Below are 15595 nucleotides of genomic sequence, written 5' to 3' on the forward strand. Positions count from 1 at the left end.
TCGCATGACGCCAGATCAGCAGACCTTGAACATCGAGGACGCGATCAACGAGAGCTGCCCGTGGTCGGGCAAGCCGATCTCGGCCGATTCGCTGACCCTCTACAGCGGCGCCGTGGTGGGCTTCTGCAACCCGGATTGCCGGGACAAGTTCGCCAAGGCGGTGCGCAGCTTCGAGGCCGCCCTTCAGGCGCGCCGCGTCGAGCGCGCCGGGCTCGAACAGTAACGGCGGGGCGTCAGGATCATGTTCGAAGGCCTGTCCGACCGCCTCTCCGGCATCCTCTCAGGGCTCACCCGCCGGGGTGCGCTCACCGAGGCCGACGTCACCGCCGCCATGCGCGAGGTGCGCCGCGCCCTGCTGGAGGCCGACGTCGCCCTGGAGGTGGTCCGCGGCTTCACCGACCGGGTGAAGGAGAAGGCCGTCGGCGCCGTCGTGCTCAAGTCGGTGACGCCCGGCCAGATGGTCGTGAAGATCGTCAACGACGAGCTGGTGGCGATGCTCGGCACCGACGCCGAGACCGTCGATCTCAACGCCCCCGCCCCGGTGCCGATCCTGATGGTCGGTCTGCAGGGCTCGGGCAAGACCACCACCACCGCCAAGATCGCCCGGCGCCTCTCCGAGCGCGAGAAGCGCAAGGTGCTGCTCGCCTCCCTCGACACCCGCCGCCCGGCCGCCATGGAGCAGCTCGCGGTGCTGGCCAAGCAGGTGGGCGTCGAGAGCCTGCCGATCGTGGCCGGCCAGTCGGCGGTGCAGATCGCCAAGCGCGCCATGGACGCGGCCCGCCTCGGCGGCTTCGACGTGGTGATGCTCGACACCGCCGGCCGCACCACGGTGGACGAGGGCCTGATGGCCGAGGCCGCCGAGGTGAAGGCCGCGACAAGGCCGCACGAGGTGCTGCTCGTCGCCGACGCGCTCACCGGCCAGGATGCGGTCAACACCGCCCGCGCCTTCGACGAGCGGCTCGGCGTCACCGGCATCGTGCTGACCCGGATGGACGGCGATTCCCGCGGCGGCGCGGCGCTCTCCATGCGCGCCGTCACCGGCAAGCCGATCAAGCTCGTCGGCGTCGGCGAGAAGGTCGACGCGCTGGAGGAGTTCCACCCGGCCCGCGTCGCCAACCGCATCCTCGGCATGGGCGACATCGTCTCGCTGGTCGAGAAGGCCGCCGAGACCATCGACCACGAGCAGGCGCTCCGCACCGCGGAGAAGATGCGCAAGGGCAAGTTTGACCTGGAGGATCTCTCCATGCAGCTCGCCCAGATGGAGAAGATGGGCGGCATCGGCGGCCTGATGGGCATGCTGCCCGGGATGGGCCAGATCAAGAAGCAGGTCGAGGGCGCCAACCTCGACGAGAAGATGTTCAAGCGCCAGCGGGCGATCATCTCGTCGATGACCCCGCAGGAGCGGAAGAACCCCGACCTCCTCAAGAACAGCCGCAAGAAGCGCATCGCGGCCGGCTCGGGCGTCGACGTCTCGGAGATCAACAAGCTCTTGAAGATGCACCGGACCATGGCCGACATGATGAAGGCGATGGGCCAGGGCAAGCGCGGGATCGGGCAGGCGCTCGGCTCGATGTTCGGCCTCGGCGGCGGCGGGATGGGCGGCGGCATGCCGGGGGGCATGCCAGGCCTCCCGCCCGGCATGCCGGAGCCGACGCCCGAGCAGATCGCGCAGCTCGAGAAGCAGTTCGGCGGCAAGCTGCCGCCGATGCCGCCGGGCCTGGGCGGCGGGGGCGGGATGCCCAAGCTTCCGGGACTTCCCGGGCTCGGTGGTCCCAGGCTTCCGGGTCTCGGCGGGTTCATGCCGGGGAAGAAGAAATGAGCGTGCTCGCGGCCCAGGCCGTCGATCCCGAACTCGCGCGCCTGCGGGACAGCATCGACAATTTCGATGCGGCGCTGATCCATCTCCTCGCCGAGCGGTTCCGCTGCACGCAGCGGGTCGGCGAGCTCAAGGCCCGAAAGGGGATTCCCCCTTCCGATCCGGACCGGGAGGCCCGTCAGGTCGCCCGGCTCCGCAAACTCGCGGTCGAGGCCAAGCTCGACCCCGATTTCGCCGAGAAGTTTCTGGCCTTCGTGGTCAAGGAAGTCATTCGGCATCACCAGTCGATCAAGGCGGACCACGAGTCCCAGATCGAGCAACAGCGAAAGTAGTCAGACCATGGCCCTCAAGATCCGCCTCACCCGCGGCGGCGCCAAGAAGCGCCCCTACTACCGCATCGTCGTCGCCGACGCCCGCGCTCCCCGCGACGGCCGCTTCATCGACAAGGTCGGCGCCTACGACCCGATGAAGGCCAAGGACGATCCGGCCCGCATCGTGCTCGACAACGAGAAGATCCAGGGCTGGCTCGCCAAGGGTGCGCAGCCGACCGACCGCGTCCTGCGCTTCCTCGACCAGGCCGGCCTCGCCAAGCGCCCGACCCGCAACAACCCGCAGAAGGCGGAGCCTGGCGAGAAGGCCAAGGAGCGTGCCGCCAAGCGCGCCGAGAAGGCCGCCGCCCCCGCCGAGGACGCCGCCGCCTAAGGCGCAGCGAAGGTCGATTGCCATGGCGCGCCGCCCCGCAGGTCCCTCCCCCCGCGACGGCGGCCGCCGCGGCCGCACGAGTCCGGCCATCGGAGCGATCGCGCCCGGCGCCGCGACCTCGCCCAGGGCCCCGGCCCCGAAGCCGGCCGCTCAGCCCGTGCCGCCCGATCCGAACCTCGTCCTCCTGGGCGAGTTCGGGCGGGCGCACGGGCTGAACGGCGAGATCCGCCTCAAATCCTACACGGGCGATCCGCAGGCGATCGCCAGCTACGGCGCGCTGCTGACCGCGGACGGGCGCACGCTGACGCTCGCCGACGTGCGCCCCGCGCCGGGCTCCTCACCCGATATGTTGGTCGCCCGGGTGAAGGGCGTCTCCGGCCGCAACGCCGCGGAGGCGCTGAACCGCGTCGCCGTCTTCGTCCCCCGCGACCGCCTGGCCGCCCCCGAAGACGAGGACGAGGTCTACGCGGCGGACCTGATCGGCGCCACCGCGGTGGACGCGGCCGGAGCCGTTATCGGGACGATCGTTGCCGTGCCGAATTACGGCGGCGGCGACCTCCTCGAGCTGCGCCCGCCGGGCGGCGGCGCCACTGCCCTCCTGCCCTTCACCAAGGCGTTCGTGCCGACCCTCGACATGGCCGGGCGCCGCGTCACCGTGGCGGTGCGGGAGGATCTCTTCGCGCCGCCCGGCGAGAAGCCTGCCGACGATCCGGGCTGACCTACGGCGCCGCTCCCACCACGACGGTGTGCGCGATGATCAGGGGCTCGGCGCTCATCGCAAGCGGCCCGTCGAACGGGCGCTCGTGGAGCGCGATCAGGCCGAGGGTCGTCACCATCGCCAGCGAGAAAGTCGCCAGGACCGTCGCCTGGGCCGCGGCGTGCTCCGTGTGGACCAGACCCAGGGCCACGAGGGTCAGGGCCGCAAGCACCAGGAGCGTCAGCCACTTGGTCTCGTCGCTGGCGGTCCGGCACAGCGCCAGCCGCTCGCCGCGATCGGCCCGCAGGGCCATGGCGGCGTTCAGCAGCGCGGCATGGACCGGCGCCCCCGCCTCGGCGGTGATCTTCGGATCGGATACCGTTTCGAGGAGTCGCCGCAGCCCGGTCCCGGCCTGGGGCGCGTAGCCGCCCTCGCTCATGCGCGGCCATTCCTGCGTGATCACCACGTCGAGATAGGCGGCGAGCGCCTCCCGGATGTTGCGCATGTCGGAAACGGAGGCGAGGCTGAGGTCATAGACCGCCAGCGCGTTGGCACGCTCGGCCTGAAGCGTCCGGGCCGCCGACCGCTGACGCTCCCAGGCATCGTTCGCCACGAATCCGGTCAGGAGCGCCAGCAGGGTGGCGATCGCCGTGAAGTAGGTGGGAACCATGCCCGCACCGAGCCGGACCATCAGGGGGCGCGTCGGGCGCAGGCGGGTCGCCAGCCACAGGAACGCGCTCAGGACGGCGAACGGCACGGCTAGGATGGCGAAGATGGCCCAGAGGGGCTGGTCGAGCCAGAAACCGAAGAGCATGCGCCGGCCTGCACCGAGAAGGACGAGCCGTAATGCTGCCGGGCGCGGGCTGAGAAACCGTGAAGATCGCGCCCGTGCCGGCGGCTCAGCGCGGCGTCGCGGCGTCGCGGCAGGGTCGGATCGCCGCCGGGCTCGGCCGCTGATCGGGCGCGGGGGCCGCGAACACCGCGAGGTAGGCACCGCCCTTCAGCGGGTGGAAGCCGGTCTCGCGATAGCCGGCGGCCGTGAGTTCGCAGCGCAGGAGCGCCGGCGGCGTCCCGTGCCGGGACGGGATGTCGTCCGCATCGACGATGCCGACCCGACCGCCAGGCCGCATCGACGCCGCGAGATTGTAAAGGAGACCGAAGGGCTGAGTGATCTCGTGGTACATGTGGACGAGGATCGCGGCGTCCACGCCGGAGGGCGGCAGGCGCGGATCGTGGGGCTCGCCCTGCACGACCGTGACGTTCCCGAGAGCCGCCACGCGCTTTTCGAGAGCCGCCAAGTACGCCGGGGTCACATCCTCGGCCAGCACCCGGCCACCGGGCCCGACCCGGGGGCTCAGCCGCACAACGTAGTAGCCGCTGCCGGCGCCGATATCCGCCACCGTCTCACCGGGCGCGATGGTCATGCCCTTGGCGACGGCCTCGAACTCGCCGGCCCTGTCGCGCTCGGATTCCGAGGACCAGCGCGGAGCGACGATCTCGGCGACCGGCCGGTCGGGCTCGGGGAAGGCGCCGGCGGGTGCCCCGGGCGGCGCCAGCGGCCCGGCCGCAAGAACCGGTCCGGCGACGGCGGCGGTGAAGGCGACGATCAGGCAAGCCAGGGTGCGGGTCATGGCCGACAACCCGCCGCGGGTCCCATCGGTGCCGACAACGTTGACCGTGCCGCACCCCGCGCGCGATCAAGCGCCATGACACACGCGGACGCGCCCTGGCGGGCCACGATCCTCACCCTTTACCCGGAGATGTTCCCGGGCCCGCTCGGCGTGTCGCTCTCGGGCGACGCGCTGACGCGGGGCGACTGGACCCTGGAGGCTCGCAACATCCGCGAGCACGGGCTCGGCCGCCACCGATCGGTTGACGACACGCCGGCCGGCGGCGGTGCCGGAATGGTGCTGCGCTGCGACGTGCTCGCCGCCGCCATCGACGCGGCGACCGGGGCCGACGACCCGCGCCCGCGGCTCCTGATGTCGCCCCGCGGCCGCCCCCTCACTCAGGCGCGGGTGCGCGACCTTGCCGGAGGCCCGGGCGCGCTGATCGTCTGCGGGCGCTTCGAGGGGGTCGACGAGCGGGTGATCGCCGGGCGCGGCCTGGAGGAAGTCTCCATCGGCGACTACGTCCTCTCGGGCGGCGAGATCGCCGCTCTGGTGGTGCTGGACGCCTGCGTTCGCCTGCTGCCCGGCGTGATGGGCAAAATGGAATCCGGCATCGAGGAGAGTTTCGAGGGCGGGCTCCTCGAATATCCGCATTATACCCGCCCCCGCGACTGGGAGAGTCGGGCGATCCCGGACGTCCTCTCCAGCGGCAATCACGCGGCCATCGCCCGCTGGCGGCGTGCGGAGGCCGAACGCATCACCGCCGAGCGTCGCCCGGACCTGCCCGGCGGAAGCCGCCGCGATCAGGCCGCCTCCAAGTCGATCACCGGGCCGTCCCGGTCGTAATCCAGGGGATCGAGGAGCAGCGGCTGGGGCACCGGCCGCCGCAGGCGGCTCGGGAGCGCGGCGTGGGCCGTTAAGGCCCCAATAACCACAAGCAGAGCGGACCAAACCGCCAATAGAGCGACGCTGTGGATAGACATCGGCGTACCTCGAACACAACACGGCACGCCATTAAGGCTAACGCTCCAAGCTTAATCGACTGTTCCGCGCGCCCGAACGGGCTGTCCCGGCCGGGTGCAGGCGCCGAAGACTGCTTGCCGGACAGGCGCTTGCCAGACGACCGGTTTGGGCGCATGCGCGGGTCCGGGACGCGCCTCCCCGCCGAGGAGCGACCCTCTGCAAGGATGGAATCGTCATGACTACCCGCCCCACGCAGCGTCCGCGCGTGCCCCATTTCTCCTCCGGCCCCTGTGCCAAGCGCCCGGGCTGGAGCCCGGCCGCCCTGACCGATGCGGCGCTGGGCCGGTCGCACCGTTCGCCCCTCGGCAAGGCGAAGCTCGGCCGGGCAATCGATCTCACGCGCTCGGTGTTGCAGGTGCCGGCCGATTACCGGATTGGCATCGTGCCGGCCTCCGACACGGGCGCCGTCGAGATGGCGATGTGGACGATGCTCGGCCCGAGGCCGGTGGAAGTCGCCGCCTGGGAAGCGTTCGGCAAGGAGTGGGTCACGGACGCGCTCAAGCAGCTCAAGATCGCCCCGCGGATCCACCAGACGCCCTACGGCGTCCTGCCGGACCTCGCGGCCATCGACACGCGGCACAGCGACGTGGTCTTCACTTGGAACGGCACCGCGGCCGGCGTGAAGGTGCCGGACGGCGAGTGGATCGCAGCCGACCGCGAGGGGCTGACGATCTGCGACGCCACTTCGGCGGCCTTCGCGCAGCCGCTGCCCTGGGACAAGCTCGATGTCGTGACTTTCTCCTGGCAGAAGGTGATGGGCGGCGAGGCGGCGCACGGCATGCTGATCCTCTCGCCCCGGGCGGTGGAACGGCTTGAGAGCCACACACCAGCCTGGCCCCTGCCTAAGGTCTTTCGCCTGACCAAGGACGGCAAGCTGATCGAGGGCATCTTCAAGGGCGACACGATCAACACGCCGTCGATGCTGGCCGTGGAGGATTACCTCGACACGCTGGACTGGGCCGAGCGGATCGGCGGGTTGAGGGCTCTCCACGCGCGGGCGGACGCGAATGCGCAGGTGATCTACGACTGGGTGGCGCGCACGCCCTGGATCGCGCCGCTCGCGGTCGACCCGGCGACCTACTCGAACACCGGCGTCTGCCTCGTGATCGCCGACCCGGACGTGCTGGCCCGGGGCGACGCGGCCGTGGCGGCCTTCGCCGCTCGTCTCGTCGAGCGCCTCGACCGGGAGGGCGTGGCCCTCGACATCGGCGCCTATCGCGACGCCCCGGCAGGCCTGCGGATCTGGTGCGGCGCCACGGTGGAGACGGCCGATCTCGAGGCGCTGACGCCCTGGCTCGACTGGGCCTTCGCGGAGGAGAAGGCGGCGCTGACGCGGGCCGCGTGAGCGAAGCGGCATCGTTCCGGCTGCAGATCGAGGCCGACCGGCTTCGCGAGCGTGGCGAAGCGATGTCGGCCTGACGACGGGGCCGCAACAAAAAACCCCGGCCCACAGGGAGCCGAGGTTTTCTCATGGGCGGACGCGGCCCCGCAGGACCGCGCCTTCCCATCTCAGTAGTTGTAGGCGCGCTCGCCGTGATCGGCGATGTCGAGGCCCTCGCGCTCCTCCTCCTGCGTGACACGCAGGCCGATCGTCACGTCGACGAGCTTGTAGAGGATCGCCGAGCCGATGCCCGACCACAGGAGCGTCAGGCCGACCGCCTCGGCCTGGATGATGAGCTGGCTCATCATGTCGTAGGCGCCGACCGCGAGCTCGCCCGGCTTCGAGGTGTAGTCGGGGATGCCGACGCCGCCGAGGTTCGGGTCAACCAGGATGCCGGTCGCCAGCGCACCCAGGATGCCGCCGACGCAGTGGACGCCGAAGACGTCGAGCGAGTCGTCGTAGCCGAGCGCGTTCTTCACCGTCGAGCACATCACGAAGCAGACCACGCCGGCGACGAGGCCGAGCACGATCGAGCCCATCGGGCCAGCGAAGCCCGAGGCCGGGGTGACGGCCACGAGGCCGGCGACCGCACCCGACAGCATGCCGAGCAGCGACGGCTTGCCCTTGAGCGCCCACTCGGCGAACAGCCACGCCACTGCGGCGCCGCAGGTCGCCACGAAGGTATTGAGCATGGCGAGCGCGGCCGTGCCGTTGGACTCGAGGTTCGAGCCGGCGTTGAAGCCGAACCAGCCGACCCACAGCAGCGAGGCGCCGATCATCGTCATGGTCAGGGAGTGGGGGGCAAGGAGGTCGCGGCCGTAGCCGATGCGCTTACCCATGATCAGGCAGCCGACGAAGCCGGCGATTCCGGCGTTGATGTGCACCACGGTGCCGCCGGCGAAGTCGAGGGCGCCCTTCTGGAAAAGGAAGCCGGCATCCTTGTTGACCGCGTCCAGCGCCGCCTGGGCGGTGGCTTTCGAGGCGTCGTCGGTGGCGGCGGCGAGCGCCTTGGCGGCGTTGCCGACCGCGTCCGGGCCGGCCCAGTACCAGACCATGTGGGCCATCGGGAAGTAGATAATTGTGACCCAGAGGATCGTGAACACCACCAGGGCCGAGAACTTCATCCGCTCCGCGAAGGCGCCGACGATCAGCGCCGGGGTGATCATCGCGAACGTCATCTGGAAGCACAGATACGCGTATTCGGGGATCACGACGCCGTTGGAGAAGGTCGCCACGGTGGAGTTGGCGTCGATGCCCTTCAGGAAGGCCTTCGAAAAGCCGCCTACGAAGTCGTTGAGGCCGGCGCCGTTGGTGAAGGCGAGGCTGTAGCCGTAGAACACCCAGAGCAGGCCGACGATCGACACGATCGCGAAGACCTGGGTGAGGACCGAGAGCATGTTCTTGGTGCGCACGAGGCCGCCGTAGAACAGCGCGAGACCCGGCACCGACATCATCAGCACGAGGGCCGAGGAGGTCATCATCCAGGCCGTGTCACCCTTGTTGGGGATCGGGGATGGGGGCGGTGAAGCGGCTTCCGGCGTCGGCGTCTGCGCGAGGGACGGCTCGATCAGGAGGGCGGCAAGAGCCGCGCCTCCCAAGCCGAGCATGAGGGCATGACGAAGTTTCATGGGCACGTGGCTCCCGGTCTTGAATCCGTGTTGGTTCAGGAAGTCTGCGGTCGGCGGCCGCGGATCAGAGGGCGTCCGCGTCGGTCTCGCCGGTCCGGATCCGCACCGCCTTCTCCAGCGGCATGACGAAGATCTTACCGTCGCCGATCTGGCCGGTGCGGGCGGCCCCCGCGATGGCATCGATCACGCTCGAGGTCAGGTCGGAGGCGACGGCCACCTCGATCTTCAGCTTGGGCAGGAAGCTCACCGCGTATTCCGCGCCGCGATAGATCTCGGTGTGGCCCTTCTGGCGCCCGTAGCCCTTCACCTCCGTCACCGTCAGGCCGTGGACGCCGATGCCGGTGAGCGCGTCGCGCACCTCCTCGAGCTTGAACGGCTTGATGATGGCCATCACGATTTTCATGGGCGACGCCCCCTTCGAAATCCCTGGGAACCGTTGCCGTCACCCGATCTGCTGGACGACCCGGCGCGGGTCGCCTGCAGGCTCGGGATGGCCTGCGGTCGGACGCCGCTATTCAAGGACTGTGCCAAGTAAGCTTGGCGGGGAACTTTTGCGTCGGGATGACTTTTGCCCACAGATTAGACCGTAGCGGCTGCCATCAAGGCAGCAGTTCGCGCTGAAACGCCCAGAAGATGGGCAAAGAGCTAAAAACTAAGCAGTCGGCGGTGTTGCCCTCTCGCAACACACGTTTGGCAAGCGCAGTTAATCCTTAGTCGGGCGGATCAGACCCTCCTGCGCGACCGACGCCACCAGGTTGCCGGCGCGGTCGAAGATCTGGCCCCGGGCGAAGCCGCGGGCCCCGCTCGCGACCGGGCTGTCCTGCGCGTAGAGGAGCCAATCGTCGGTCTTGACCGGGCGATGGAACCAGAGGGCATGATCCAGGCTCGCAGCCTGAATGGTGGGATCGAACACCGAACGCCGGTGCGGGATCAACGATACGTCGAGCAGGGTCATGTCGGAGGCATAGGCCAGCACGGCCCGATGCAGTGCGGGATCGTCCGGCAGCGTCGAGGCCGCCCGCAGCCAGACATTGAAGATCGGCTCGGGCGGTCGGCCACCCTTGTCCGCCGCGATGTAGCGGTTGAGGTCGACCGGCCGCAGCGCGATCGGGCGGTCGCGGCCGAAATAGGCGGCGATCGCCTCAGGCATGCCGGTGCCGCCGGCCTGAGCCAGGGCCTTGCCGTCGAGGAGCCCCTCCGGTCCCGCCACCGTCGGCATCGCCGGTTGGTGCGTGAGGCCTGCTTCGGACACTTGATAAGAGATCGTCGTGGCGAAGATTGCCCGACCGTGCTGGATCGCCTTGACCCGGCGCGTGGTGAAGCTCCGGCCATCCCGGATGCGCTCGACCTCGTAGACGATCGGCGTCCGCGGATCGCCCGGGAGCATGAAGTAGGCGTGCAGGGAGTGGGCCGGGCGGTCGTCCGGCACGGTCCGGGTCGCGGCGACCAGCGCCTGAGCCACGACCTGCCCGCCGAAGACGCGCCGCCAGCCGGTCTTCGGATTCTGGCCGCGGAACAGGTCGACCTCGAGGCGCTCAAGGTCGAGAATGGCGATCAGTTCGGCGACGGCATCCGTCATCGCGTCGGTGTTGGCGTCGGTCATGACCCGCGGGGTTTCCGTTCGTTGCCCGCGTGCGACATAGGCGTTTCCGACGAACCAATCCACGCGTTCCGCACGCGCGAGTCCAGGAGATCCGCCACGATGACGGCCGAGATGCCCCGACCCGGCAGCCGCAGCCTCCTGATCGCCGGCGGCGGCCTGCCCAGCCTCGCGCTGGCGCTGGCGCTCAGGCAGGCCCACGGCCCGGCGCTCACGGTGACGGTGATCGATCCGGGCGCCGCCGATCCCGGGCGGCACCGCGGCCGCGCCTACGCCCTCGCGACGGGCGGTCGGCGGATGCTCGAGCAGCTCGGCCTCTGGACGCGCGTCGCCCGCGCGGCCGAGCCGATCACCGCGATGGTGATCAGCGACAGCCGCCTCGCCGATCCGGTGCGGCCCGTCTTCCTGACATTCGGCCAGGAGGACGAGGCGATGCGCGCGGCGAACGAGCCGTTCGCCCACATGATCGAGGCCGAGCCCCTCGCCGAGGCACTGGCGGAGGCCTGCCGCGCCGCGGGGGTCATCTTCGTCACGGCGAGGGTGGAGCGCGCGGCTTCCGAGGACCCGGCGATCCGCGTCGGCTTGACGACGGGCGAGAGCCTGCGGGGCGACCTCCTGGTCGCGGCCGACGGGGCGCGCTCCCGCCTGCGCGAGGCGGCGCGGATCGGCTGGGTGGGCTGGTCCTACCCACAGGTCGGGATCGTGGCGACCATCGGCCATGCACGGCCTCACGAGGGGCGGGCCTTCGAACACTTCCTGCCGGCCGGCCCCTTCGCGATCCTGCCGCTGCGGGACGGCGGCACCCTGGGCCATCGCTCCTCCATCGTCTGGACGGAACGCGCGGACGACGCCGACGCCCTGCTTTCCGGAGAGCCCGACGAGATCCTGACCGAGATCGAGCGGCGCTTCACCCTCGATCTCGGGCAACTCGCCCTGGAGCACGGACCGAGCCGGCACCCGCTGGCCTTCGGCCTCGCCCGCGCGTTCCGCGCCGAGCGGCTCGCTCTCCTGGGCGATGCCGCCCACGTCATCCACCCGATCGCCGGCCAGGGCCTCAATCTCGGCCTCGCGGATGCAGCGGCGCTCGCGGACGCGGTGACCGGTGCGCTGCGCCTGGGCCTCGATCCCGGAAGCCCCGATATCCTGCGCGCCTACGAGCGCGCCCGTCGCTTCGACAGCTTCGCCATGGCGGCGGCCACCGACGGGCTGAACCGCCTGTTCTCGAACGACGCCCTGCCGCTGCGGCTCGCCCGCGACCTGGGTCTCGGGATCGTGGACCGGCTGCCCGGCCTGAAGCGCTTCTTCATCGGCGAGGCTGCGGCCTCGCGCGGGTCAAGGCCCCGACTGATGCGGGGCGAGGCCCTCTAGGGTATCGCCACGTCGACCCGCCCAATGTCCATCACCGGGAAAGCGAACGCGGACCTGTTGCGGGAACTCGAAACCGTCAGAGCAGGAAGGATCTGCCGGCGGTCGCTCCAGCCTCTCAGGGCGAACGCAAAGACGGCCGGTCCGATTACGGGAGACGTCGCGACGACTGGGTCTTGGATACGAAATCGGCCATTTCCTTGAGGAATCGATCCGATCCAAATTCGGATGCTCGCTGAACGATCCGCTCGACGCTGAACGGAATCTCGCCGCAGCGACGAACGGCATCGATCAGGGCATCGACGGATTGCTCGTGGAAGAAGGTGCCCGTCACGCCGTCGACGACCGTCTCAGTCGCACCGCCCTTGCCGAACGCGATCACCGGACGTCCGCTGGCCATAGCCTCGACGGGAACGATCCCGAAATCCTCTTCACCGGGGAAGATCAGCGCCCGGCATCGGGCGTAATGGTGCTTCAGGACATGGAATGGCTGAGGACCGAGGAGCTTGACCTGCGGCCCCGCAATGCTCTTCAGCTCCGACAGCATCTCCCCGCCGCCGATGACGACAAGCGGTTTCTGCAATCTATTGAACGCCTCGATCGCGAGCTCCGGGCGCTTGTATCGAACAAGTTCGCCCACCATGAGATGGTAATCTTCGAGCATGTGCGGCGGCACGACCTCGAAGGCCGCCGTATCCACCGGCGGGTGAATGACCGTCGCCTGACGATTGTAATACGTCTCAATCCGTCTCGCGACCGTGGACGAGTTCGCGACGAACGCGTGCACGCGGCTTGCCGACACGGCATCCCAATTGCGCATGTAATGCGCGGCGGGCGGCATCAGCCAGCGTGTCAGCAGGCCGGCACGCTCCCGATAATCGTGGTACATGTTCCAGATGTACCGCATCGGGGAATGACAGTAACAAATATGCAGTGCGTCAGACGGTGGTATGATCCCTTTGGCCGGGCCCGATTCACTCGAAATAATTAAATCATACCCTCTCAGATCGATCTGCTCCAGCGCAATCGGCATGAGCGGCAAATAGGATTTATACTTTTTTGTCGCGATTGGCAGGCGACCGACGAACGAGGTCTTGATCTGATGCGCCTTGATCGCTTCAGAAGTCGCTTCCGGATCATAGACATGCGTGAAAATATCTGCGGTCGGAAAAAGCCTGCACAGCGACTCGATTACCTTTTCTCCACCCCGCATTCCAACCAGCCAATAATGGATAATGGCCACTTTCATAAGGTGACGTCCTGTCCCGCTCTGCAATCCGTCACTTACATCACCGCATACCCGTAAGTCGACCTCGGATGCGTCTGCTTTCCCACTTCAAGAAGATAAGGTTGTCGAGACTGTCGTGAACTCTTAGGATCTAGTCAAATAAATTAATGATCATGACTATTTTTACATGCTGTACGTTAGACACAATCATTGAAAAGAGCCCGATATACTTTGTAGATTAATATCACCCGTTGCTCAAGCAAGCGCCCTGATGTGGCAAAGCCCTTGTTCGCGATCGATATCGCAATTTTCTCGGCGAAATCAGAAAACTATTCTGAACGATCGTATTCTTAATTGATATGAGAGATATCAGCATGTACAGCAACGATCAAACAGCTCATCCGAGGCCGGAGGGAAGGGTCGCCGCCGGATTGAGGCATACCAGCTCATCGAAACGCGCATCGATGCGAAACGGAGTCCGCATGAACATCGCGGCCAGATCGGCGGGTGCGTGCCCTGAGCTTGACATCGCGAGCCTCGCATCATCGGCAACGCGCCAGCTCAAACGTCACCGTCGTCCCGCCCCCGCACCGCCGCGCACCCGGCCTTGACGGCTCGTGCCCGGCCGATCCCACGCGTCGTCGAGCCGGACAGGCCGGCTCAGGCGCTCGGCAGGCTGGCCATAAGCTGAGCGGAACGGCCGGCAATCACCGGCAAACCACTTGTCGGCTGCCGAGCGGCAGTCGTGATCAGCTCTGGCGTATGGGTGACGGCCTCGGGTTCAGGCTCGGCCGCGCGCGATCTCGGCCTGGAGTTCTGGGACGACCTGGAAGAGGTCGCCGACGAGGCCGTAATCGGCCACCTGGAAGATCGGCGCGTCCTCGTCCTTGTTGATGGCGACGATCACCTTCGAGTCCTTCATGCCCGCCAGATGCTGGATCGCGCCCGAGATGCCCACCGCCACGTACAGGTCCGGCGCCACCACCTTGCCGGTCTGCCCCACCTGCCAGTCGTTCGGCGCGTACCCGGCGTCCACCGCCGCCCGCGAGGCGCCCACCGCCGCGCCCAGCGTGTCGGCCAGCGGCTCGATCAGCGCGTGGAACTGGTCCGACGAGCCGAGCGAGCGCCCGCCCGACACGATGATCCGCGCCGAGGCCAGCTCCGGACGATCCGACTTGGCGATCTCCTCGCCCTTGAAGCGCGAGCCGCCCGCCTCCGGCGCGGCCGCCGCGACCGGCTCGATCGGCGCGCTCGCCCCGCCCTCGGCCGCCGCCTTGAACGCCGCCGTGCGCACCGTGATCACCCGCTTGCCCGACGGCACCTGCACGGTCTGGATCGCGTTGCCGGCGTAGATCGGACGCTCGAACGTGTCCGGCGAGACCACCTTGATGATGTCGGACACCTGCGCCACGTCCAAGAGCGCGGCCACCCGCGGCAGCACGTTCTTGCCCGTGGTCGAGGCCGAGGCGATGATCGTGTCGTAGGGCTCGGCGATCGCCGCCAGCAGCGCGCCGACCGGCTCGGCGAGGTCGTGGTCGTAGGCGCCGTCCTCGGCGTGCAGGACCTTCTCGACCCCCTCCAGCTTGGCCGCCGCCGCGGCCGCCGGCCCGGAGCCGGCGCCCAGCACCAGGGCGTGGACCGGCGCGCCGATCTCCCGGGCCGCGGAGAGCGCCTTGAGGGTGCCGTCCTTGATCTGGCCGTGGCCGTGCTCGACGAAGAGGAGTGTCGTCATGGTCGTGTGTGTCCTCGAAGGGGGGCGCGGGGCTCGACCGGGGCGGGAGCCGCGCGGAGCGGATCAGATGACGCCGGCCTCGACCTTGAGCTTCTGCACGAGCTCGGCGGCCGAGCCGACCTTGACGCCCGCCGAGCGGCCCGGCGGCTCGGCGGTCTTGAGCACGGTCAGCCGCGGCGTCACGTCGACGCCCAGCGCGTCCGGCGCCAGCTCGTCGAGCGGCTTCTTCTTGGCCTTCATGATGTTGGGCAGGCTCGCGTAGCGCGGCTCGTTGAGGCGCAGGTCGGTGGTGACGATCGCCGGCAGCGTCAGGCTGACCGTCTGCAGGCCGCCGTCGACCTCGCGGGTGACGTCGAGGCTGCCTTCGCCGGCCTCGACCTTGTAGGCGAAGGTGCCCTGCGGCCAGCCGAGCAGCGCGCCGAGCATCTGGCCGGTCTGGTTCGCGTCGTCGTCGATGGCCTGCTTGCCCAGGATGACCAGCTGCGGGCTCTCCTTCTCCACCACGGCCTTCAGCAGCTTGGCCACCGCCAGCGGCTCGCAAGGGACGTCGGTCTTGACCAGGATGGCGCGGTCGGCGCCCATGGCCAGCGCCGTGCGCAGCGTCTCCTGCGCCTGCTGCGGGCCGATCGACACCGCCACGATCTCGCTGACCGTGCCCTTCTCCTTCAGCCGGATCGCCTCCTCGACGGCGATCTCGTCGAACGGGTTCATCGACATCTTCACGTTGGCGAGCTCGACCCCGGAGCCGTCGGCCTTCACGCGGATCTTCACGTTGTAGTCCACCACCCGCTTCACGGGCACCAGAACCTTCAT

16 protein-coding genes are annotated in these 15595 nt (G+C 68.9%); 8 read left to right on the plus strand and 8 right to left on the minus strand.

Annotated elements, in window-relative coordinates; all coding sequences use genetic code 11:
• The first annotated feature begins 4 nt into the window (after window positions 1-4).
• From ACLBX9_RS10895 to rimM, 5 genes are read left to right on the plus strand one after another with little or no spacing between them, the layout of a single operon-like run.
• Complete coding sequence (locus ACLBX9_RS10895; protein ID WP_447718944.1) at window positions 5-223, plus strand: glutathione S-transferase; 219 nt, start codon at window positions 5-7, stop codon at window positions 221-223.
• 18 nt (window positions 224-241) lie between these two features.
• Window positions 242-1819, plus strand: coding sequence for a signal recognition particle protein (ffh, locus tag ACLBX9_RS10900; RefSeq protein ID WP_447718945.1), 1578 nt, complete (start codon window positions 242-244; stop codon window positions 1817-1819).
• Window positions 1816-2148, plus strand: coding sequence for a chorismate mutase (locus ACLBX9_RS10905; RefSeq protein WP_012320554.1), 333 nt, complete (start codon window positions 1816-1818; stop codon window positions 2146-2148). Before ffh ends, ACLBX9_RS10905 begins: the two co-directional genes overlap by 4 nt.
• Before the next feature lie 7 nt (window positions 2149-2155).
• Complete coding sequence (gene rpsP / locus ACLBX9_RS10910) at window positions 2156-2518, plus strand: 30S ribosomal protein S16 (protein ID WP_010683629.1); 363 nt, start codon at window positions 2156-2158, stop codon at window positions 2516-2518.
• Between the two features lie 22 nt (window positions 2519-2540).
• Window positions 2541-3236 carry a ribosome maturation factor RimM gene (rimM, locus tag ACLBX9_RS10915; RefSeq protein ID WP_447718946.1) on the plus strand — a complete coding sequence of 232 codons (696 nt, stop codon included), beginning with the start codon at window positions 2541-2543 and terminating at the stop codon, window positions 3234-3236.
• A gap of 1 nt (window position 3237) precedes the next feature.
• On the opposite strand, the gene ACLBX9_RS10920 is transcribed toward rimM, so the two are convergent.
• Together ACLBX9_RS10920 and ACLBX9_RS10925 are read right to left on the minus strand one after the other, a co-directional pair.
• Entirely contained in the window at window positions 3238-4029 is a 792-nt protein-coding gene (locus tag ACLBX9_RS10920) for a bestrophin-like domain (protein ID WP_039893082.1), read from the minus strand.
• An 85-nt stretch (window positions 4030-4114) separates the two neighbouring features.
• A complete protein-coding gene (locus tag ACLBX9_RS10925; RefSeq protein ID WP_447718947.1) occupies window positions 4115-4846 on the minus strand; it encodes a class I SAM-dependent methyltransferase in 732 nt (243 codons plus the stop codon).
• Window positions 4847-4921: 75 nt separating this feature from the next.
• Between ACLBX9_RS10925 and trmD the strand changes: the two genes are divergently transcribed.
• Window positions 4922-5671 carry a tRNA (guanosine(37)-N1)-methyltransferase TrmD gene (gene trmD, locus ACLBX9_RS10930; RefSeq protein WP_447718948.1) on the plus strand — a complete coding sequence of 250 codons (750 nt, stop codon included), beginning with the start codon at window positions 4922-4924 and terminating at the stop codon, window positions 5669-5671.
• A 352-nt stretch (window positions 5672-6023) separates the two neighbouring features.
• A complete protein-coding gene (locus tag ACLBX9_RS10935; RefSeq protein WP_447718949.1) occupies window positions 6024-7193 on the plus strand; it encodes a phosphoserine transaminase in 1170 nt (389 codons plus the stop codon).
• A 164-nt stretch (window positions 7194-7357) separates the two neighbouring features.
• Here the strand turns inward: ACLBX9_RS10935 and ACLBX9_RS10940 are convergent, their stop codons facing one another.
• From ACLBX9_RS10940 to tesB, 3 genes are all read right to left on the minus strand, one after another.
• Window positions 7358-8857 carry an ammonium transporter gene (locus tag ACLBX9_RS10940; RefSeq protein WP_447718950.1) on the minus strand — a complete coding sequence of 500 codons (1500 nt, stop codon included), beginning with the start codon at window positions 8855-8857 and terminating at the stop codon, window positions 7358-7360.
• 64 nt (window positions 8858-8921) lie between these two features.
• A complete protein-coding gene (locus ACLBX9_RS10945; protein WP_010683623.1) occupies window positions 8922-9260 on the minus strand; it encodes a P-II family nitrogen regulator in 339 nt (112 codons plus the stop codon).
• Between the two features lie 300 nt (window positions 9261-9560).
• A complete protein-coding gene (gene tesB / locus ACLBX9_RS10950) occupies window positions 9561-10460 on the minus strand; it encodes an acyl-CoA thioesterase II (RefSeq protein WP_447718951.1) in 900 nt (299 codons plus the stop codon).
• Window positions 10461-10559: 99 nt separating this feature from the next.
• On the opposite strand from tesB, the gene ACLBX9_RS10955 reads away from it, so the two are divergent.
• Window positions 10560-11825, plus strand: a complete 1266-nt coding sequence (locus ACLBX9_RS10955; RefSeq protein ID WP_447718952.1) for an FAD-dependent monooxygenase — start codon at window positions 10560-10562, stop codon at window positions 11823-11825.
• A 145-nt stretch (window positions 11826-11970) separates the two neighbouring features.
• Here the strand turns inward: ACLBX9_RS10955 and ACLBX9_RS10960 are convergent, their stop codons facing one another.
• The 3 genes from ACLBX9_RS10960 to ACLBX9_RS10970 all read right to left on the minus strand — a co-directional run bounded on the left by ACLBX9_RS10960 (window position 11971) and on the right by ACLBX9_RS10970 (window position 15595).
• On the minus strand, window positions 11971-13071 hold the full coding sequence (locus ACLBX9_RS10960; RefSeq protein WP_447718953.1) for a glycosyltransferase: 1101 nt from the start codon (window positions 13069-13071) through the stop codon (window positions 11971-11973).
• 760 nt (window positions 13072-13831) lie between these two features.
• Window positions 13832-14782 carry an electron transfer flavoprotein subunit alpha/FixB family protein gene (locus ACLBX9_RS10965; RefSeq protein WP_447718954.1) on the minus strand — a complete coding sequence of 317 codons (951 nt, stop codon included), beginning with the start codon at window positions 14780-14782 and terminating at the stop codon, window positions 13832-13834.
• A 63-nt stretch (window positions 14783-14845) separates the two neighbouring features.
• Entirely contained in the window at window positions 14846-15595 is a 750-nt protein-coding gene (locus tag ACLBX9_RS10970) for an electron transfer flavoprotein subunit beta/FixA family protein (protein WP_010683582.1), read from the minus strand.

The sequence above is a fragment of the Methylobacterium sp. A49B genome, from assembly GCF_053346215.1.

Bases quoted from the DNA above. Each gene is read 5' to 3' on its own strand.
- ACLBX9_RS10895 (WP_447718944.1), top strand. From the start codon at position 5: ATGACGCCAGATCAGCAGACCTTGAACATCGAGGACGCGATCAACGAG.
- ffh (WP_447718945.1), top strand. From the start codon at position 242: ATGTTCGAAGGCCTGTCCGACCGCCTCTCCGGCATCCTCTCAGGGCTC.
- ACLBX9_RS10905 (WP_012320554.1), top strand. From the start codon at position 1,816: ATGAGCGTGCTCGCGGCCCAGGCCGTCGATCCCGAACTCGCGCGCCTG.
- rpsP (WP_010683629.1), top strand. From the start codon at position 2,156: ATGGCCCTCAAGATCCGCCTCACCCGCGGCGGCGCCAAGAAGCGCCCC.
- rimM (WP_447718946.1), top strand. From the start codon at position 2,541: ATGGCGCGCCGCCCCGCAGGTCCCTCCCCCCGCGACGGCGGCCGCCGC.
- ACLBX9_RS10920 (WP_039893082.1), bottom strand. From the start codon at position 4,029: ATGCTCTTCGGTTTCTGGCTCGACCAGCCCCTCTGGGCCATCTTCGCC.
- ACLBX9_RS10925 (WP_447718947.1), bottom strand. From the start codon at position 4,846: ATGACCCGCACCCTGGCTTGCCTGATCGTCGCCTTCACCGCCGCCGTC.
- trmD (WP_447718948.1), top strand. From the start codon at position 4,922: ATGACACACGCGGACGCGCCCTGGCGGGCCACGATCCTCACCCTTTAC.
- ACLBX9_RS10935 (WP_447718949.1), top strand. From the start codon at position 6,024: ATGACTACCCGCCCCACGCAGCGTCCGCGCGTGCCCCATTTCTCCTCC.
- ACLBX9_RS10940 (WP_447718950.1), bottom strand. From the start codon at position 8,857: ATGAAACTTCGTCATGCCCTCATGCTCGGCTTGGGAGGCGCGGCTCTT.
- ACLBX9_RS10945 (WP_010683623.1), bottom strand. From the start codon at position 9,260: ATGAAAATCGTGATGGCCATCATCAAGCCGTTCAAGCTCGAGGAGGTG.
- tesB (WP_447718951.1), bottom strand. From the start codon at position 10,460: ATGACCGACGCCAACACCGACGCGATGACGGATGCCGTCGCCGAACTG.
- ACLBX9_RS10955 (WP_447718952.1), top strand. From the start codon at position 10,560: ATGACGGCCGAGATGCCCCGACCCGGCAGCCGCAGCCTCCTGATCGCC.
- ACLBX9_RS10960 (WP_447718953.1), bottom strand. From the start codon at position 13,071: ATGAAAGTGGCCATTATCCATTATTGGCTGGTTGGAATGCGGGGTGGA.
- ACLBX9_RS10965 (WP_447718954.1), bottom strand. From the start codon at position 14,782: ATGACGACACTCCTCTTCGTCGAGCACGGCCACGGCCAGATCAAGGAC.
- ACLBX9_RS10970 (WP_010683582.1), bottom strand. From the start codon at position 15,595: ATGAAGGTTCTGGTGCCCGTGAAGCGGGTGGTGGACTACAACGTGAAG.